13 protein-coding genes and 1 tRNA gene are annotated in these 16,184 nt (G+C 49.8%); 8 read left to right on the top strand and 6 right to left on the bottom strand.

Annotated elements, in window-relative coordinates; genetic code table 11:
- Nucleotides 1-31 precede the first annotated feature (31 nt).
- Nucleotides 32-2,581, top strand: a complete 2,550-nt coding sequence (locus ABNT28_RS02445) for a penicillin-binding protein 1A (RefSeq protein WP_332924207.1) — start codon at nt 32-34, stop codon at nt 2,579-2,581.
- Between the two features lie 68 nt (nt 2,582-2,649).
- Nucleotides 2,650-3,759: a peptide chain release factor 2 gene (prfB, locus tag ABNT28_RS02440; protein ID WP_348720959.1), complete on the top strand. Its 1,110-nt coding sequence runs from the start codon at nt 2,650-2,652 to the stop codon at nt 3,757-3,759.
- Between the two features lie 52 nt (nt 3,760-3,811).
- Here the strand turns inward: prfB and ABNT28_RS02435 are convergent, their stop codons facing one another.
- Nucleotides 3,812-4,645, bottom strand: a complete 834-nt coding sequence (locus tag ABNT28_RS02435; RefSeq protein WP_332923336.1) for a ferritin-like domain-containing protein — start codon at nt 4,643-4,645, stop codon at nt 3,812-3,814.
- Between the two features lie 25 nt (nt 4,646-4,670).
- The gene (locus tag ABNT28_RS02430; protein WP_332923335.1) at nt 4,671-5,129 is read right to left on the bottom strand and encodes a peroxiredoxin; all 459 of its coding nucleotides are present in this window, start codon (nt 5,127-5,129) and stop codon (nt 4,671-4,673) included.
- A 182-nt stretch (nt 5,130-5,311) separates the two neighbouring features.
- Between ABNT28_RS02430 and ABNT28_RS02425 the strand changes: the two genes are divergently transcribed.
- On the top strand, nt 5,312-8,971 hold the full coding sequence (locus tag ABNT28_RS02425; protein ID WP_332923334.1) for an AsmA-like C-terminal domain-containing protein: 3,660 nt from the start codon (nt 5,312-5,314) through the stop codon (nt 8,969-8,971).
- Here ABNT28_RS02425 and tyrS read toward each other — a convergent pair.
- Both tyrS and ABNT28_RS02415 read right to left on the bottom strand, forming a co-directional pair.
- Nucleotides 8,968-10,212 carry a tyrosine--tRNA ligase gene (gene tyrS, locus ABNT28_RS02420; protein ID WP_348720958.1) on the bottom strand — a complete coding sequence of 415 codons (1,245 nt, stop codon included), beginning with the start codon at nt 10,210-10,212 and terminating at the stop codon, nt 8,968-8,970. The genes ABNT28_RS02425 and tyrS overlap by 4 nt on opposite strands.
- A 53-nt stretch (nt 10,213-10,265) precedes the next feature.
- Nucleotides 10,266-10,928 (bottom strand): alpha/beta hydrolase, encoded by a 663-nt coding sequence (locus ABNT28_RS02415; RefSeq protein ID WP_332923332.1) that lies wholly within the window; start codon nt 10,926-10,928, stop codon nt 10,266-10,268.
- Nucleotides 10,929-11,020: 92 nt separating this feature from the next.
- Between ABNT28_RS02415 and cysE the strand changes: the two genes are divergently transcribed.
- The 4 genes from cysE (at nt 11,021) to mnmA (ending at nt 14,576) form a co-directional block, all read left to right on the top strand.
- Nucleotides 11,021-11,788: a serine O-acetyltransferase gene (gene cysE / locus ABNT28_RS02410; protein WP_348720957.1), complete on the top strand. Its 768-nt coding sequence runs from the start codon at nt 11,021-11,023 to the stop codon at nt 11,786-11,788.
- A gap of 36 nt (nt 11,789-11,824) precedes the next feature.
- Nucleotides 11,825-12,925 (top strand): cysteine desulfurase family protein, encoded by a 1,101-nt coding sequence (locus ABNT28_RS02405; RefSeq protein WP_332923330.1) that lies wholly within the window; start codon nt 11,825-11,827, stop codon nt 12,923-12,925.
- A gap of 65 nt (nt 12,926-12,990) precedes the next feature.
- The gene (locus ABNT28_RS02400) at nt 12,991-13,305 is read left to right on the top strand and encodes a 2Fe-2S iron-sulfur cluster-binding protein (RefSeq protein ID WP_348720956.1); all 315 of its coding nucleotides are present in this window, start codon (nt 12,991-12,993) and stop codon (nt 13,303-13,305) included.
- An 11-nt stretch (nt 13,306-13,316) separates the two neighbouring features.
- Nucleotides 13,317-14,576: a tRNA 2-thiouridine(34) synthase MnmA gene (mnmA, locus tag ABNT28_RS02395; RefSeq protein WP_348720955.1), complete on the top strand. Its 1,260-nt coding sequence runs from the start codon at nt 13,317-13,319 to the stop codon at nt 14,574-14,576.
- Nucleotides 14,577-14,599: 23 nt separating this feature from the next.
- Here mnmA and ABNT28_RS02390 read toward each other — a convergent pair whose 3' ends face one another.
- Together ABNT28_RS02390 and ABNT28_RS02385 are read right to left on the bottom strand one after the other, a co-directional pair.
- Nucleotides 14,600-15,118 (bottom strand): DUF2721 domain-containing protein, encoded by a 519-nt coding sequence (locus ABNT28_RS02390; RefSeq protein WP_332924019.1) that lies wholly within the window; start codon nt 15,116-15,118, stop codon nt 14,600-14,602.
- Between the two features lie 91 nt (nt 15,119-15,209).
- Entirely contained in the window at nt 15,210-15,842 is a 633-nt protein-coding gene (locus ABNT28_RS02385; RefSeq protein ID WP_332924020.1) for a MarC family protein, read from the bottom strand.
- A 161-nt stretch (nt 15,843-16,003) separates the two neighbouring features.
- Between ABNT28_RS02385 and ABNT28_RS02380 the strand changes: the two genes are divergently transcribed.
- Nucleotides 16,004-16,080 (top strand) — tRNA-Met (locus ABNT28_RS02380).
- The last annotated feature ends 104 nt before the right edge of the window (nt 16,081-16,184 follow it).

The raw sequence follows: 16,184 nt of genomic DNA, 5'->3' as shown, positions 1-16,184 counted from the left end.
TTTAAATCTCAAGAAAATTGTGGCCCGTTCCGTGTCTGTTGATTCGCAAAATGATAATGATGATGCTTCTGCATATGATGCAGGGGGTGATTATGCGTCTGCGCCGGTAAAACATGCCATATCATCGCCAAATTCATGGCCTATCTTAGGCGCTATGGTAAAGGCATTTTCAATTCTTATATCGCTGGTTATCATCGCTATGGTGATTTGCGTTTCAGCTGTGCTATGGGTTTTCTGGACCTATGGAAAAGGCCTGCCTGACTATCGCCAGCTGGCAAAATATGAACCGCCAGTGTTAACCCGTATTCACGCAGGCAATGGTGCGCTTTTGGCCGAATATGCCAATGAAAAGCGGCTTTTTGTGCCGATTGATGCGATTCCACCACAATTAATTCATGCGTTTATTTCTGCCGAAGATAAGGCTTTTTACAGCCATTTTGGCCTTGATGTGAAAGCGCTGACGCGGGCAGTGGCGACGAATGTTGTCAATTACGGGCGGGGAAAACGCCTGATTGGTGCCTCGACAATTACCCAGCAGGTTACGAAGAATTTTCTGTTGACTAACGAAGTGTCGATCGATCGCAAAATCAAGGAAGCGATCCTGTCCTTACGTATGGAGCGCGCCTTTAGCAAAGATCAGATTCTGGCGCTCTATCTCAATGAAATCTATCTTGGCATGGGTAGCTATGGCGTGGCGGCGGCGGCGCTAAACTATTTTGACAAGGCATTGAACCAGCTTGACCTTGAGGAAATGGCCTATCTTGCGGCTTTGCCAAAAGCCCCCAGCAATTATCATCCGATCCGCAAAACCAAAGCGGCGGTTAATCGCCGTAACTGGGTACTGAACCAGATGCAGGAAAATGGCTATATTTCGGTTGAACAGGCTGAACAAGCTAAAAGCAAACCGCTGGTGATTGTGCCGGACACTGGTGCTGATGGTGCTGATGCCCCTTATTTCACCGAGTCAGTGCGCCGCCAGATTATGAAAAATTATGGCGAAGATGCGCTATATGGCGGGGGGTTATCGATCCGCACGACACTCGATCCGCATTTGCAGGCAGTTGCTGATACAGCTTTGGAACGTGGCCTTGAAGCACTTGATCGTCGCCAAGGCTGGCGTGGTCCGCTTGGCCGTCTTGAAGCTGGAGAAGATGTCGCAACAACGCTAGCCCGCTATCAGAAGCAACTGCGCCCAAATCATTATGCCGCCCTTGTCACCGATGTAGCGCGCCGCGAAGCCCAGATTTACGTGAATGGCAAAGCGGCAACAATTCCGTTCAAATTGGCATTTTGGGCCTATCCGCCACGCGATGCCGATGGGGTGCGCCCGCAACCGCTCAAAGACCTGCGTAAAGCGCTTTCGGCTGGCGATATTGTCATTGTCCAGCCGCCAAGCGAAACGCCTGATCTGATCCGCAATGGTTTTAAGCCAGAACCGTATCACTATGCGCTTGGCCAGCGTCCGGCGGTTGAAGGCGCAATTATTGCGATGGACCCGCATACAGGACGTCTATTGGCGATGAGTGGCGGCTATCATTATGCCGACTCCGAGTTTAATCGCGCTATACAGGCGATGCGCCAGCCGGGGTCTGCCTTTAAACCTTTTGTCTATCTGGCAGCATTGGATAATGGCTATGCGCCAACAACGCGCATTCTTGATGCGCCCCTGGTTGTTGATCAGGGGAAAGGCAAGCCGAAATGGAAACCCGCAAACTATACAAAGCGGTTTTATGGCCCATCGATCATGCGTGTTGGCATTGAAAAGTCACGCAACCTAATGACAGCGCGTCTGGCGATGAAGCTGGGCATGCCTGAAATTCAGGATTATGCGCGCCGTTTCGGCATTAATGATAATTTACCCCCGCTACTGTCAATGTCGCTTGGTGCGGGAGAAACCAATCTGATACGGCTGACTTCGGCCTATGGCATGCTGGTCAATGGCGGCAAACAGGTCACGCCAAGTCTGATCGACAGGATTCAGGATCGACATGGCAAAACCATTTATCGGCATGATGAACGGCAATGTGATGGCTGCGAAAGCGCAATATGGGATAATCAAGCTATCCCCGATTTGCCTGACACGCGCGAACAACTGACCTCGCCAGCATCAGCATTCCAGATGGTATCAATGCTTGAAGGTGTTATCCAGCGCGGTACAGGCCGTTTGTTGTCAGGAATTGATCTAGTGCTTGCAGGCAAGACAGGTACAACCAATGACAATACGAATGGCTGGTTTATTGGCTTTGCGCCAGATATGGTGGTGGGCGTGTTTGTTGGCTATGACACGCCACGCCCACTTGGCAAGCGCGAAACAGGTTCGACAGTGGCTGTGCCTATATTTGGTAATTTCATGGTCAAGGCACTTGCCGACAAACCAGTGATTCCGTTCCGGCGTCCAAATGGAATATCGATTATTCCCGTTCATGCCGAAACAGGCGAGCGGGTGCTGGCAACACATGAAAAGGCAATTCTGGAAGTGTTCAAACCAGATCAGCGACCAGGTGGCCAGTTAATTGATGCGCCAAGTGGTGCAAAGGCTAACGGGCCGGACAATGGCTTAGCGACACAGGACCTATTCTAGATCATATAAACTTGTCAGCGTGGCGTTGTCGCGTTAGGTACGTGCAAGGTTTACAGAAGAGAGAGACGATGCAGGCCGAGACCCAAGCCAAAATCGATGTTATTTCATCAACGCTGGAATTGTTGCGCAAACACGTCAATTTTGATGAAGCGGTGGTGCGCCTGAATGATCTTGAAGCGCAGACAACCTTGCCCGATTTCTGGAATGACCAGACCGTGGCGCAGAATGTCATGCGTGAAAAGAACCGACTTGAGCGCCAGATTAATCTGATCAAAGACATGCAGTCCGAAATGGACGATTGTGTTGGCTTGATCGAACTGGGGCTTGCTGAAGGCGATGATGATGTTGTAGGCGAAGCCGAAGCGGCGCTGACAAAGCTTGTTGTCGAAGCAGATAAACGCCAGCTTGAAAGCCTGTTATCTGGCGAAGCTGATGCGAATGACTGTTTTCTGGAAATACATGCTGGTGCTGGTGGTACTGAAGCGCAGGACTGGGCGCAGATGTTGGTGCGCATGTATGGACGCTGGTGTGAACAGCGTGGCTATAAGGTGCAGATGATCGAAGAAAGCGCGGGTGAGGAAGCTGGTATCAAGTCGGTTACTATGCGGATTGATGGTGAAAATGCCTATGGATGGCTGAAAACTGAGTCCGGGGTGCATCGTCTTGTTCGCATTTCGCCTTTTGATAGCTCAGCGCGACGACATACTAGTTTTGCCAGCGCATGGATTTATCCAGTGGTTGATGAAAATATTGAAATTGAGATCGAAGATAAGGATTTACGAATTGATACCTATCGTGCCTCGGGTGCTGGTGGCCAGCATGTGAACAAAACGGACTCGGCAATCCGTATCACGCATTTGCCAACCAATATTGTTGTGCAGTGCCAGAATGACCGGTCACAGCATCGCAACCGCGCTACAGCTTTTAATATGTTGAAAGCGCGCCTTTATGAGCTGGAATTACAAAAGCGTGAAGAAGCTGCATCAGATGCGGCGGCCAGCAAAACAGATATTGGATGGGGTAATCAAATTCGGTCTTATGTTCTGCATCCTTATCAAATGGTCAAGGATCTGCGCACAAATGTTGAAAAGGGCAATGCTCAGGGCGTGCTTGATGGCGATCTTGATGGTTTCATCGAGGCTAGTCTTGCCGCACGGGTTGGCATGCAACGCGACTAGCCAGAGCCAATAGATAATCACAAATGTATTTCGAACTAGCGACGGTTAGCCGCTAACGTTTCGGTGATGATGATACAAGATCATCGCGATAGGAAAGTGGACCGTAAAAGGCCGCTGAAAAATGTGCCGCCGCACGTGCTTCGATATTGAATGGTGGCTTGAGCGGGCCTTTGAAATAGCGTTTCACCAGCATATGCCAGCTACTGACCGGATCGCGGCGGTGCATGCCGCATACATAGTCAAACCAGCGTTTGCCAATCAGAACATGCCCGACTTCATCATACATGATGATGCCCAGTGCGGTGGCACTTTCATGATCGCCAACGTCATTAAGTTTATTGATCATGGTTGGTGTTACATCAAGTCCGCGCGCTTCCAGCACCAATGGGGCAATCGCCAGACGCCCCAGCAAATCATGTGCGGTTTTCTGTGCCGCTTGCCATAATCCGTCATGGGCAGGCAGATCACCATATTGCGCATCAAGTAAAGCCAGCCGGTCATTCAGCATCAGAAAATGGCGTGCTTCATCATCGGCAACCGATAGCCAGTCATGATAAAAATCGAGTGGCAATCGCTGGTCAAGAAAACGACAAGCCATATCAAGCGCCAAATCAATTGCATTCAGTTCGATATGGGCGATCGCATGGATCAGCGCAACACGCCCAGCAACGCCGCCAGTGATGCGACGCTTTGGCACATCACCCGGGCGGCGTAATTCGGGCGTGAGCGGGCGTCCTGGACGATCTGGCGGCGGGCAATCACCAATAGTGGTGATGTTGCCACCACGCCATTCAGCGACCAATGCCCGCGTTTTACGCGCTTTTTCCGAAGCATCTTGGGTGGCAATACAGTCAACAATGCCATCAGTCAGCGTAGCGTGGCTCATATCAATTTTTTACTCATATATGCTTTTATAGGGCACGCGCTGCCTCAAGGACTGCGGTGGCATGGCCATCAACTTTTACTTTAGGCCAGACTTCGGCCACATTGCCACTGGCATCAATCAGAAAGCTGGCGCGTTGAATGCCCATATATTTTTTGCCATACATTGATTTTTCTACCCAGACGCCGAATTGCTCGCAAACGTCACTTTCATGATCAGCGCCTAGCAAACAGGTCAGGCCGTATTTTTCACGAAACTTGGCTTGTTTGGCAGGTGTGTCTTTGGAAATACCAATCACCACACAGTTGGTGGCGGCAAAATCATCCATCAATTCTGAAAAGGCAATTGATTCCTTTGTGCATCCGGATGTGTCTGCCCGTGGAAAGAAAAACACCACCATTTTTTTGCCATGATGATCTGCGACATTGAAATCATCTTTATCGGTAGGTACGACGAATTGGGGAACAGCCATTCCAGTTTCAAGCATATTGAAATCTCCGGTTTTTCTTGGGTCGGATTAATGTTAGCACTCTAATCTATTAAATAGGAATGATGGTGGTGTCTGCAAGACAATGCTATCTTGTCGATAGCATACACTTAATCTAGTGCGATAAAATAACAGGAGTAAGACGGGTGTCTCTAGTGGGCCACACATCAGGCGCAGACAAGGTGAAACTCGTATTCACGACATTACTGCTTATTATTGTTCTGATTGCCGGTATCGTTGGTTATATCATCGTTCAGGCAGGGGGTTTGCGTCAATATCTGGAATATGAACTGTCCAAAGTGTCACCTGTTGTTTCAGCCGAGGTTGGTTCGGCGCGCTTTGCATTTTCCATTTCACCAACGCCAATATCGGTAAAGGCAGAAAATATAACATTCAGCTTTGACGATGGTGCAGTCATCGTACCTGAAGGTGAGGTCAAATTCGGTTTCAAAAGTCTGTGGACAGGTATGCCGCTGGCACTCAATTTGCGCGGCATGGAAATTCATCTTGTCAAATCAGCTACTGGCTGGTCGGGATCTGAATCTACCGCATTGTTTAGCGCCTTAGTTGGGGCCTCGTCTGACGGCGATGCGAATCTTGCTACTGCCACCGTGGCAGAAAATACACCTACCTTTAATTTCAAAGGCCTTAAACATATCAGCATTGAAACCGATCTTGTGACGGTGTCAGATGATACAGGTGCGTTGGCGCCGATTCAGCTTACCGGTATTTATATAGATTCCCAGCTTGAAGAGTCCGGCCAAATTATTGGTGGCATTCGGGGGCAAAGACTGATTGATGGTGTTGATGCGGGGACATTGACGATCACATTTGCTGGTTTGCCGAATGGTGAAGATTTTATTACCGATATAACTGCTGATGAACTTAATTTGGCAGATATTGCAGAGTATCTTGATATTTCAATGATTAGGCAAAGCCATTTTGGAACCTTGTCTGGTTTTTTAAAAGTGCAGATGAGTCATGCGACTGTCACATCGGTATTTGGTGATGTCATTGTTGCTGATGGCTATCTTTCACAAACAGCCAGTAGACAGCGCGGCGCGTTCAAATCTGCCGAAATTGCTTTTAACTATCTTAGTCACATTGATGTTGCGACGGTATCAAAGGCGCAGATTCTGCTTGATGATGATCGGTCTTTTGCCTTTTCCGGTGAGGTTGAAAAGCTCAGCGCGCCCACGCCAATTTTGTCAGGTAAAATTGATGCAAACAGCGTGCGGTTACAATCGGTTTTTGATGATTGGCCAGATGACCTTGCGCCGATGATCAAGGCGCAATTACAAAGCCAATTTTCTGGAGGAATCGTCAGTAATCTTGGCGCTGAATTTATTGGGGCATTCAACCGCGATACGTCGATCTTAAAACTATCAAAGCTTGATATGACAACAAAGTTTGACAGTGTGCGCGCCAATTTATCTGCAGGTCAGATTCGACGCATTGTTGGCACAGTCGATGGCACCATGGATATCAATATCGGTGTTGGTGGAGAAATTCTGGGTGCCAATGTGGCACTTGACCTTAAAAATGGTTCATTATTGCTGGAGGATTTTGCGAAATCCGTTTCGATTAATAAAGCCACGCTAGACATGGCTTTTCATGAAGGTGATCTCAAGGTTGATTCATTTACGGCTGATCTTGCTGAGGCGGGTGCTATCAAGCTGAGTGGTAATATGTTTATCGCATCCGACTGGACGCCGAATGATTTTAGCATGAGTCTGGAAGCTGAAAATCTGGATGCGCGCTTTTTTCAGGCGTTATGGCCGCAATGGGCGTTGGCGAAAACACGACGTTGGATGCATGATAATCTTTTGACAGGGCATCTTGAAAATGCGCGCATCTCGATAGCAGGTGCCCTTTCGCCAGAGACCCAAAAGCCGGTATTGCGTGATTTGTCAGGCACTGGTTCCTATAAGGATGCGACCGTAAGATGGGCATCAAACATGCCGCTTATCACCGGTGTTGATGCGGATCTTGTTCTGGATAACACGGCCTTGAATATAACCACGTCTTCGGGCCAGCTTGAAGATTTTACACTTGATAGCGGGCGGGTGACAATTGGTCCGGTTCTGACCACCGGGGAAAGAACGGTTGACCTATCCCTGAAAGCAGAGGGTGGGCTGGTAACAGCGCTTGATATTTTTAAACGTACGGGGCGCTCGAAAGTGGGTGCAATCGACCTTGAAAAAATGACCGTAAATGGCACCACCGAATTGTCACTTACAACGCGCTTTCCATTGCGCAAGGGTGCTAAATTTGCCAATGCCGAGACCGCGGTCAATGCCACCACGCGCAATGCCACCATCACTGGCCTGCCTTTTGGAATTGACCTACAGGCGACATCAATGATCGCCTCATTTGAAAAGAACAAGGTTGATATTACCGGTGATGCCAGCGTTTTTGACATGCCAACCAGCTTTACCTTTAAAACTAATGCGGCGACGCGCGAAGTGAATTTTGTAGGACAATTTGAATCGTCGCCAATTTTGACAGATATTTTTACAAAAATGTCCGGGTTGGATATTGCTGGTAATGCCAGTGCAAAGATTGGTTTTAACTCGTCCACCGGATGGAATAATGCCCAGATCAATCTATCGACCAATCTGACCGATGCGTCGATCAATGTGCCGATTCTGAACTGGGCTAAATTTCCGGCTGAAGACGGCACTGTGAGTGCCAGCTTTATTCTGCGGAACGGGGTGGTTACAGCCATACAGGATATTGATCTGTCACTGGGAACCTTGGCGGCCAAGGGACAATTGGCATTAGGTTTAGATGGCAGTGTGCAAGCGGCCTTTTTCAACAAGCTTACAATGCCAGGTAATGATATCCGCGATTTGATTATCGAAACAAGCGAGAATGGCGGCTGGAATGTCAGTGCCGCCGCCCGCACGATTGATCTCGTGCCATTGCGCCGCAACAAGGGTATTGGCGGGGGGGTGCCGGTTACTTTTGATGTAACGGCAGACACGATTTTTATCGATGCGCAAAACGCATTATCCGGACATATTCAAGGGTCTCGCGATGATGCTGGTAATGGTCAGGCGGTATTTTCTGGCACGTTGCTGGCCAGAGGCAAACCACTGGTCAGCGAAGGTCAGATGACGGTTGATTTTGGTCCACGCGGAGATCAGCTTCGGGGTGCTGGCCTGATTGGTGGCGCAGAAACGCAAATTAACTTTAATGGAAATAATAACGATCAGGCTGTTCTTGTGCTGACATCTAAAAATGCGGGACGGATGCTATCCGGGCTTGGGGTTACCGATGCAATCCGTTCTGGAACAATCCGGCTGGAGAATAATTTCATCAGCAAAGATTTTTCGTCGTTCAACACCAATATCAAAATTTCCGATTTTAATGTGGTTGAAGCCCCACGAGCAATCCGCATATTTTCGCTTTTAGGGCCAGCAGGAATCATTGGTCTGGTTGAAGGAGAAGGCACCGCGTTCAGCAGTGGCGTCGCTAGGTTTGAAAAGCGCGGCGCAGATATTTCTATCTCGCGGATGGAAGCAAGCGGTGGTGCGGTGAGTGTTGCCGTTGTTGGGCGTTTTAATAAGGACACGCGTCACATGGATATTGCTGGAAATGTGGTTCCCGCCAGCCAGCTTAGCAAATTAATCGGGGCTGTCCCGTTGCTTGGTAATGTACTGACCGGCATTGATAAGACAGGCATTTTCACAACACAGTTCAGTATGGTCGGCGATATTGACGATCCAAAAACATCGATCAATGCGGCGTCATTGGCACCAGGTGTGTTGCGTGATCTGTTCAGTCCAGAGTGGCTGAAGCGCGAGAGCGAGCGTCTTTTTGGCGCTGAAGCGAACTAGCCAGCCACCAGCATGGCATGACGTTTTTTGCCCGCTGAAATCTTGGCCTTGCCATCGATAAAATCAGCCATTGTCAGACGCATATTTTCGTCATTCACGGCAATGTCATTGACCCGCGCTCCACCGCCACGGATCAAGCGTCGCGCTTCGCCATTTGACGTGGCAAAACCAACAATGTTCAGCGCTTCGATCATGTCCAGCCCATCGGCCTGATCGGCAGCAAGGCTGAATTGCGGCAAGCCATCGGAAACGCCAGATCCAGCAAATGTTTGCTGGGCTGTCTGCATGGCATGTGCGGCGGCGTCCGAACCATGACATAAAGCTGTCGCTTCATTTGCCAGCACGATTTTGGCGTCATTAATGTCGGCACCTTCAAGCGCGGCTAACTGGTTCACTTCATCCATTGGTAGTTCGGTAAACAGGGCCAGAAAACGGCCAACATCGGCGTCTTCGGTGTTACGCCAGAACTGCCAGAAATCAAATGCTGATAATTTATCTTCATTCAACCAGACAGCACCATCGGCAGATTTGCCCATCTTGGCACCTGAAGCTGTGGTGATAAGCGGTGATGTAAGGCCAAAAACTTCCTGCGCATCAACGCGGCGGGTAAGGTCAATGCCAGTGACAATATTGCCCCACTGATCCGATCCGCCCATCTGTAACAAACAGCCATAACGGCGGCGTAGCTCCAGAAAATCATAGGCCTGAAGTATCGCGTAATTGAATTCCAGAAACGAAAGTGGCTGTTCGCGATCAAGCCGGATTTTGACCGAATCCATGCTCATCATACGGTTGATGGAAAAATGTGGGCCAAAGTCGCGTAAAAAACGGATATAGCCAAGCGTATCAAGCCAGTCAGCATTATCAACCATGATCGCGTCGGTTGGGCCATCACCAAATTTAAGGTATTTTTCAAATACCGTCTTGATACCGTTCTTGTTTGCCTCGATGTCCTGATCTGAGAGTAATGGGCGCGCTGTATCTTTGCCTGATGGGTCGCCTACTTTGGTCGTGCCACCCCCCATAAGTACAATCGGCTTATGGCCAGTTTTTTGCAGGATGCGCAACATCATGATCTGTACCAGCGATCCGACATGCAAGCTATCCGCCGTGCAGTCAAAGCCGATATAGGCAGGTATAACCTTGTTACTGGCCGCATCGTCCAGTGCCTCAATATTCGTGGCCTGATGAATATAGCCACGTTCGGTATATTGCCGGATAAGATCTGATCTATTGGTCATGTTATTCAACTTAAATATAGCCGTAAGCGGCGTTACAAAGTGCTTGTCTGCAATCAGGCAAGCGGGTCGAAATCATCTTCGTTAATCGAGTCGTTCAGATAAGCTTCAACGCGTTCGATCATCGGGTCAAGATGCTCGGTAAAGTAGTGGTTTGCACCTGGCAGAACATCGACAGTGATATTGACGCCTTTTTGAATCGAAAGACGTTCAACAAGTTTTTCGACACTTTCGGGTGGTACTTGTTCATCAAGTTCGCCATGCATGATTAATCCCGATGCTGGACAAGGTGCCAAAAACGAGAAGTCATGCGTAACAGCAGGTGGTGTCACCGAAATAAAGCCCTGAATTTCGGGGCGGCGCATCATTAGTTGCATGCCAATCCATGATCCAAATGAAAAGCCAGCTATCCAGCATTGACGTGACGACGGGTTTTGTGCCTGCAACCAATCCATGGCGGTCGCGGCATCGGATAATTCGCCTTCACCATTGTCATATATGCCCTGACTTCGGCCAACGCCACGGAAATTGAAACGCATGACAGAAAAACCGCGCGCCTGAAACAATTTGTAAAGCGCATAGGTCACCCGATTGTTCATGGTGCCGCCTTTATCTGGCTCAGGATGCAAAATCAGCGCCGTTGGGGCATCGTTTGCTTCGGCTGGCATGTAGCGACATTCAAGGCGACCTTCAGGGCCGTTAATGATGACCTCAGGCATATTTTTTCTGCTCCACTTGTGCTATTTAATGAACGGCTTATATCTTAATAAGGCGCGGTCGCCAAGTCAGCTTTGTGCAGATCGTTAACCAGATGAAAGAAAATGCAATTATGTTTGCAAAACTGAACCGTGATCTAAAGGCAATAATGGCGCGTGACCCCGCGGCCAGCAATCGTTTTGCTGCGGTAATTCTGTATCCAAGTTTTCATGTGATGGTTGCCTATCGTTTATCGAACACTTTGTGGAAAATGGGGCTAAAGTTTATTGCGCGCTGGATCATGCAGATTGCCCGTTGGCTGACCGGCATCGAAATTCACCCAGGCGCGACAATCGGATGCGGGTTCTTTGTCGATCATGGGTCTGGCGTCGTGATCGGCGAAACGGCTGTAATCGGCAATAATGTAACATTGTATCAGGGTGTCACGCTTGGCGGTGTTTTGCCAGCTGTCGATGCCGAATCCCAACGATCGGTCAAGCGTCATCCGACATTGGGTGATGATGTGATTGTTGGTTCGGGTGCCCAGATTCTGGGAAATATCACGGTCAATCGTTGCGCACGTGTTGGCGGTAATTCGGTGGTCACCAAAGATGTGCCAGAAGGGGCAACCGTTGTCGGTGTTCCTGCGCGTCAGATGACCAGCAAAAAGGCAAGCAAAACCGTCGATGATAGTTTTCAGCCCTATGCAGTACATGATATGGCCAATGCCGACCCGCGCGAGCGCATCATCACAGCTCTGGTTGATGAGGTGCAAAGTTTGCGTGCCCGTCTAAATGATATGGAAGACCGTATGTCGGCAACCCAGCTTCATGACAAGGCTGGTAAAACTAGCCGCCCAAGTGGCCGTTCCCGAAAATCTTAATTGTCTTTTTTTAACATTTAGCCGGAACCAAGTTTGATGGGAACGTCGCCGCTTTATTTTGACAACAACGCTACAGCGCCGCTTCGTGCCGAAGCATCGGCGGCGATGCATAAGGCGATGGGTGCGCCTGCGAACCCGTCATCGGTGCATTCGTTTGGCCGTAGCGCGCGTCTGACCGTTGAGGCGGCGCGTGAATCAGTTGCCTTGCTAGCGGGTTCAAGAGCCGCGGATGTGGTGTTTACCAGCGGTGGTACCGAGTCCAATAATCTGGCTCTGGCAGGCTTTGATCATGTTGTTATGTCGGCGATTGAGCATGATTCGGTGCGCGCTAGTGCCTTGAATGCCAGTATCATCAATGTGACGCCCGATGGCATAATTGATTTGGATCACGCGCGTGATGTATTGGCTGGATTACCTGATGAACAAAGGCCAAAAACCATTCTGTCAGTTATGGCGGCAAATAATGAAACCGGTGTTATTCAGCCATTGGCCGAACTTGCCGCGCTAGCGCATGAAAATAATATCGCCGTGCATAGCGATATGGTGCAGTTACTGGGCAAGGATCATTTTAACTTTGCCGCGCTGGATCTTGATTATGCCAGCCTGTCAGCGCACAAAATTGGTGGGCCAACGGGTGTGGGGGCTTTGCTGGTAAAGCCAGGAAATGCGCTGACCAGTTTGCTACGGGGCGGTGGTCAGGAGCAGGGGCGGCGGTCAGGAACAGAAAATTTTATCGGTATTGCTGGTTTTGGTGCCGCTGCAACAGCCGCTTTTGGCGATGTTGCCCATTATGATGCCATGTCAAAATGGCGGAATCAATTTGAAAATGTGATGCGAAAGACCGTGTCTGGCGCACATGTTTTTGGCCACCAGGCTTTGCGCCTAGGCAACACCAGTTGTCTTGCTATTGCAGGCAAGTCTGCCGAAACAATGGTTATGGCGCTTGATATTGCCGGTGTGGCCATCAGCGCCGGGTCTGCCTGTTCTTCAGGCAAGGTCAAATCAAGTCATGTGCTGGCTGCGATGAAGGCTGGTGATCTGGCAGGTCAGGCTGTGCGTATTTCTGGCGGTTGGCAAACAAAGCAAACTGACTTTGAAAGGCTTGCAGATGTCTTTCTTGAGTTGTACAAGCGGTAGAATTTAGGTCGGCACTAGATAGCAGTCCGGCGACATAACCAGTTGAAATAGGAGTTGTGACGGCGATGCCAAACATCATTTTTGTAAAGTCAGATGGCACCGAACATAATGTCAGCGTTAATGATGGTGTGAGTATAATGGAAGCAGGCCGCGATGCCAATCTTGGCATTGAAGGCACATGTGGGGGCTGTTTATCCTGTGCAACCTGCCATGTGATTGTTGATGCGGATTGGTTCGCCAAAACCGGTGGGCCAAGCGAGGATGAAGAAGACATGCTCGATCTTGCCTTTGGTTTGACCGAAACGTCACGTTTGGGTTGCCAGCTGAAAATGTCGGCTGAGCTTGATGGATTACGCCTGACAATTCCGGATGATATGTAGGGATTATTTCAATGTCTGTAGCTGAAACAGCTAGCAAAAATTTGATTGCCGCTGACGCAACTGCGTCAGTGCAGACTAATGATGTGCCAGCAGATCATTCAACAGCTAAAAACTCGCTTGGCTTTACCAAAGCGCCCGGTGATACGCGTGTTGTCGTGGCGATGTCGGGTGGTGTTGATTCATCGGTGACTGCCGCGATGTTGCATGATGAGGGTTATGAAGTCATTGGCATTACCTTGCAGCTGTATGATCATGGGGTTGCGGTTCAGGCCAAGGGTGCCTGTTGTGCCGGCATTGATATTCATGATGCGCGGACGGTTTCGGCGCGGCTGGGTATTCCGCATTATGTACTGGATTATGAATCCAAGTTCCGCGATCAGGTGATGGAAGATTTTGCCGATAGCTATTTGCGCGGTGAAACGCCTATTCCCTGTGTGCGCTGTAACCAGACAGTCAAATTTACCGATCTGCTGACAACCGCACGCGAACTTGGTGCCGATTGTCTGGCCACGGGTCACTATGTCCAGCGGCTTGAAACACCCGATGGTCCGGTATTACGGCGCGGTGTTGATGGGTCTAAAGATCAATCCTATTTTCTGTTTGCGACAACTGCCGAGCAAATGGATTATCTGCGCTTTCCACTTGGTGGTCTGACCAAGGATGAAACCCGCGATCTGGCGCGTAAATATGGCTTGGCGGTGTCCGAAAAGCCCGATAGCCAAGATATATGCTTTGTACCGAATGGCCGCTATGGTGATGTTGTGCGGCGCTTGCGGCCAGGTGCGGTCGAAGCGGGTGAAATTGTGCATCTTGATGGTACGGTTCTAGGCCAGCATAAAGGTGTGATTGATTATACGATTGGTCAGCGCCGCGGGCTGGGTATTGGCGGGCGCAAGGATGCTGACGAGGCGGAGGGCCCCCTTTATGTAGTAGGCATTGATGCAGCAACGCATCGTGTCATTGTTGGCCCACAAAGTGCGCTTGCCTGTTTTGAAGTGCATTTGAACGAAACCAGTTGGGTTGCTGGTGGCGGCGCACCCGCATCAGGCTATCCCGTGCTGGCACGGTTGCGCAATACGGCACCAGCGATGCCAGCCTTGCTGGAGGCAGGTGCAGACGGATGCGCGGTTGTGCGTCTGGATGCGCCGCAATTCGGCATTGCCGTGGGGCAGGCGGCGGCAATCTATGATGCGGCTGATCCGGAAAATCTGCTTGGTGGTGGTTGGATTTCTGCCGCGCCGCTTGCGGGTGCTGAAATAGCCGCTATATGATCCAAAACGGGTGCTAAATCCTATTAAAGTATGCTGTCATCGTCGGGTTTCGTGGTGGCTGACTGTTTGACGCGTTTCGCCGTGGATTTGTTACGCCGTGATTTGCGCGGGGGATGAAGAAAGGCTTCCCATTCCTGGCGGTCTTCAAGATCGGATAGATGCACATCTAAAGCGCGGTTGGCGATCTGAATTTCCAACATGAAAAGCGACATGGCGACCATCAGTAGCACGATGCCGGTAAAGAACAACCAGTTACCAAAGGAAACATAATCCAGATACATGGCAATCATTGCCGAAAGCGCCGCCACAAAGGCTGTCGCCGCACAGGTCTGGACAATACCGATCAGTTGCAGGCGTTTACGCAGGCTGGCGATCTGGCGCAAAAAGCGCGAGGCGTCATCTGGCGTCGTGTTATCACGGATCACATTGTCATGCAGATGACGGATCAGAGTAGCGAGCACCGAATAGCGGTTGCCAAAATTGATCATCATCAGGGGAATGGCGGGAAATAACACGCCAATAATCAGAATATCCTGTTGCATAGCTACCTCAATAAAACAGGGCTAGCATAGCCGCTTTAATAGGCTGACTCCAGTGGTTAGATGCGGGGGCTGAACGCCGATTGCGGCTAATCTATCTGGCGGTACCCATAAGCCCAAGTTCAAGCAGACCGTCAATTATATATTGCACCGAAAGTGCCGCCAGAATAATGGCAGTGACTCGCGAAAACACCGAGGCGATACGCGGATCGATGAAATTCTGTGCAAGGCCGGTTAGCACCAATATCACCGCTGTTGTCCCCATGACAGCGCCCAGTGCGCCATAGCCAATCAGGCTTTGCGCCGCATCGCCCGACAAATCGGCAGACACCACCATTACCGATGTGATCGCCGCAGGACCCGCAAGAAGCGGAATTGCCAGTGGAAAGACAGCCACATTTTCAGTAGAAGCGGTGGCTTTGTCACTGCCTTGTTTTTTGCGCTTTTGCCGTTTGGCCGACAGCATATCTAGCGACACCAGCAACAGAATGATGCCACCAGCAATTTTAAAGGCGGTGATCGAAATGCTGAGATAAACAAGTATCCAGCTACCACATAGCGCGAAAAACAGCATGATGCCAAAGGCCACTAGCGAACATTCCAGCGCGGTTCGTGTTTTGGCGGTACGGTCAAGATGCTGGGTTACCGCCAGAAAAATGGGCGCATTGCCAATCGGATCTATAACCACGAAATAGACGATAAAGGCAGTGATGAAACTTTCTAGCATGATGGTTTCCCTTATGGCCCGAATGATGAGACATATGCCCGCGCCATGAAAGCGGTAATTAAGTGACAAGTTTGACATAACAGCACTTGACCTAGCTACGCCTATCGCATTAAAACTCCCCACGCAAGGTCGAAACCAAAGATATTTGACCAACGCCATGTGGCGGAGTAGCTCAGCTGGTTAGAGCAGCGGAATCATAATCCGCGTGTCGGGGGTTCGAGTCCCTCCTCCGCTACCATTTTTCCTAGAGATTTCATTAGTAAAATCAACGCTATAGATAAGGTCATCACCTCAATGTGATTTCCAATGATTCTACTGATTCAGGGTGTTTTGTCAAACTGC

This window comes from uncultured Candidatus Puniceispirillum sp. (genome assembly GCF_963979125.1).
Taxonomy (GTDB): domain Bacteria; phylum Pseudomonadota; class Alphaproteobacteria; order Puniceispirillales; family Puniceispirillaceae; genus Puniceispirillum.
The sequence above is the reverse complement of the archived record's forward strand: the minus strand, read 5'-3'. Positions and strand labels throughout refer to the sequence as shown.

Coding starts and splice junctions, on each gene's coding strand:
- prfB (WP_348720959.1), top strand. CDS start 2,650: ATGCAGGCCGAGACCCAAGCCAAAATCGATGTTATTTCATCAACGCTG.
- tyrS (WP_348720958.1), bottom strand. CDS start 10,212: ATGACCAATAGATCAGATCTTATCCGGCAATATACCGAACGTGGCTAT.
- ABNT28_RS02405 (WP_332923330.1), top strand. CDS start 11,825: ATGGGAACGTCGCCGCTTTATTTTGACAACAACGCTACAGCGCCGCTT.
- ABNT28_RS02390 (WP_332924019.1), bottom strand. CDS start 15,118: ATGCAACAGGATATTCTGATTATTGGCGTGTTATTTCCCGCCATTCCC.
- cysE (WP_348720957.1), top strand. CDS start 11,021: ATGAAAGAAAATGCAATTATGTTTGCAAAACTGAACCGTGATCTAAAG.
- ABNT28_RS02385 (WP_332924020.1), bottom strand. CDS start 15,842: ATGCTAGAAAGTTTCATCACTGCCTTTATCGTCTATTTCGTGGTTATA.
- ABNT28_RS02415 (WP_332923332.1), bottom strand. CDS start 10,928: ATGCCTGAGGTCATCATTAACGGCCCTGAAGGTCGCCTTGAATGTCGC.
- mnmA (WP_348720955.1), top strand. CDS start 13,317: ATGTCTGTAGCTGAAACAGCTAGCAAAAATTTGATTGCCGCTGACGCA.
- ABNT28_RS02430 (WP_332923335.1), bottom strand. CDS start 5,129: ATGCTTGAAACTGGAATGGCTGTTCCCCAATTCGTCGTACCTACCGAT.
- ABNT28_RS02400 (WP_348720956.1), top strand. CDS start 12,991: ATGCCAAACATCATTTTTGTAAAGTCAGATGGCACCGAACATAATGTC.
- ABNT28_RS02435 (WP_332923336.1), bottom strand. CDS start 4,645: ATGAGCCACGCTACGCTGACTGATGGCATTGTTGACTGTATTGCCACC.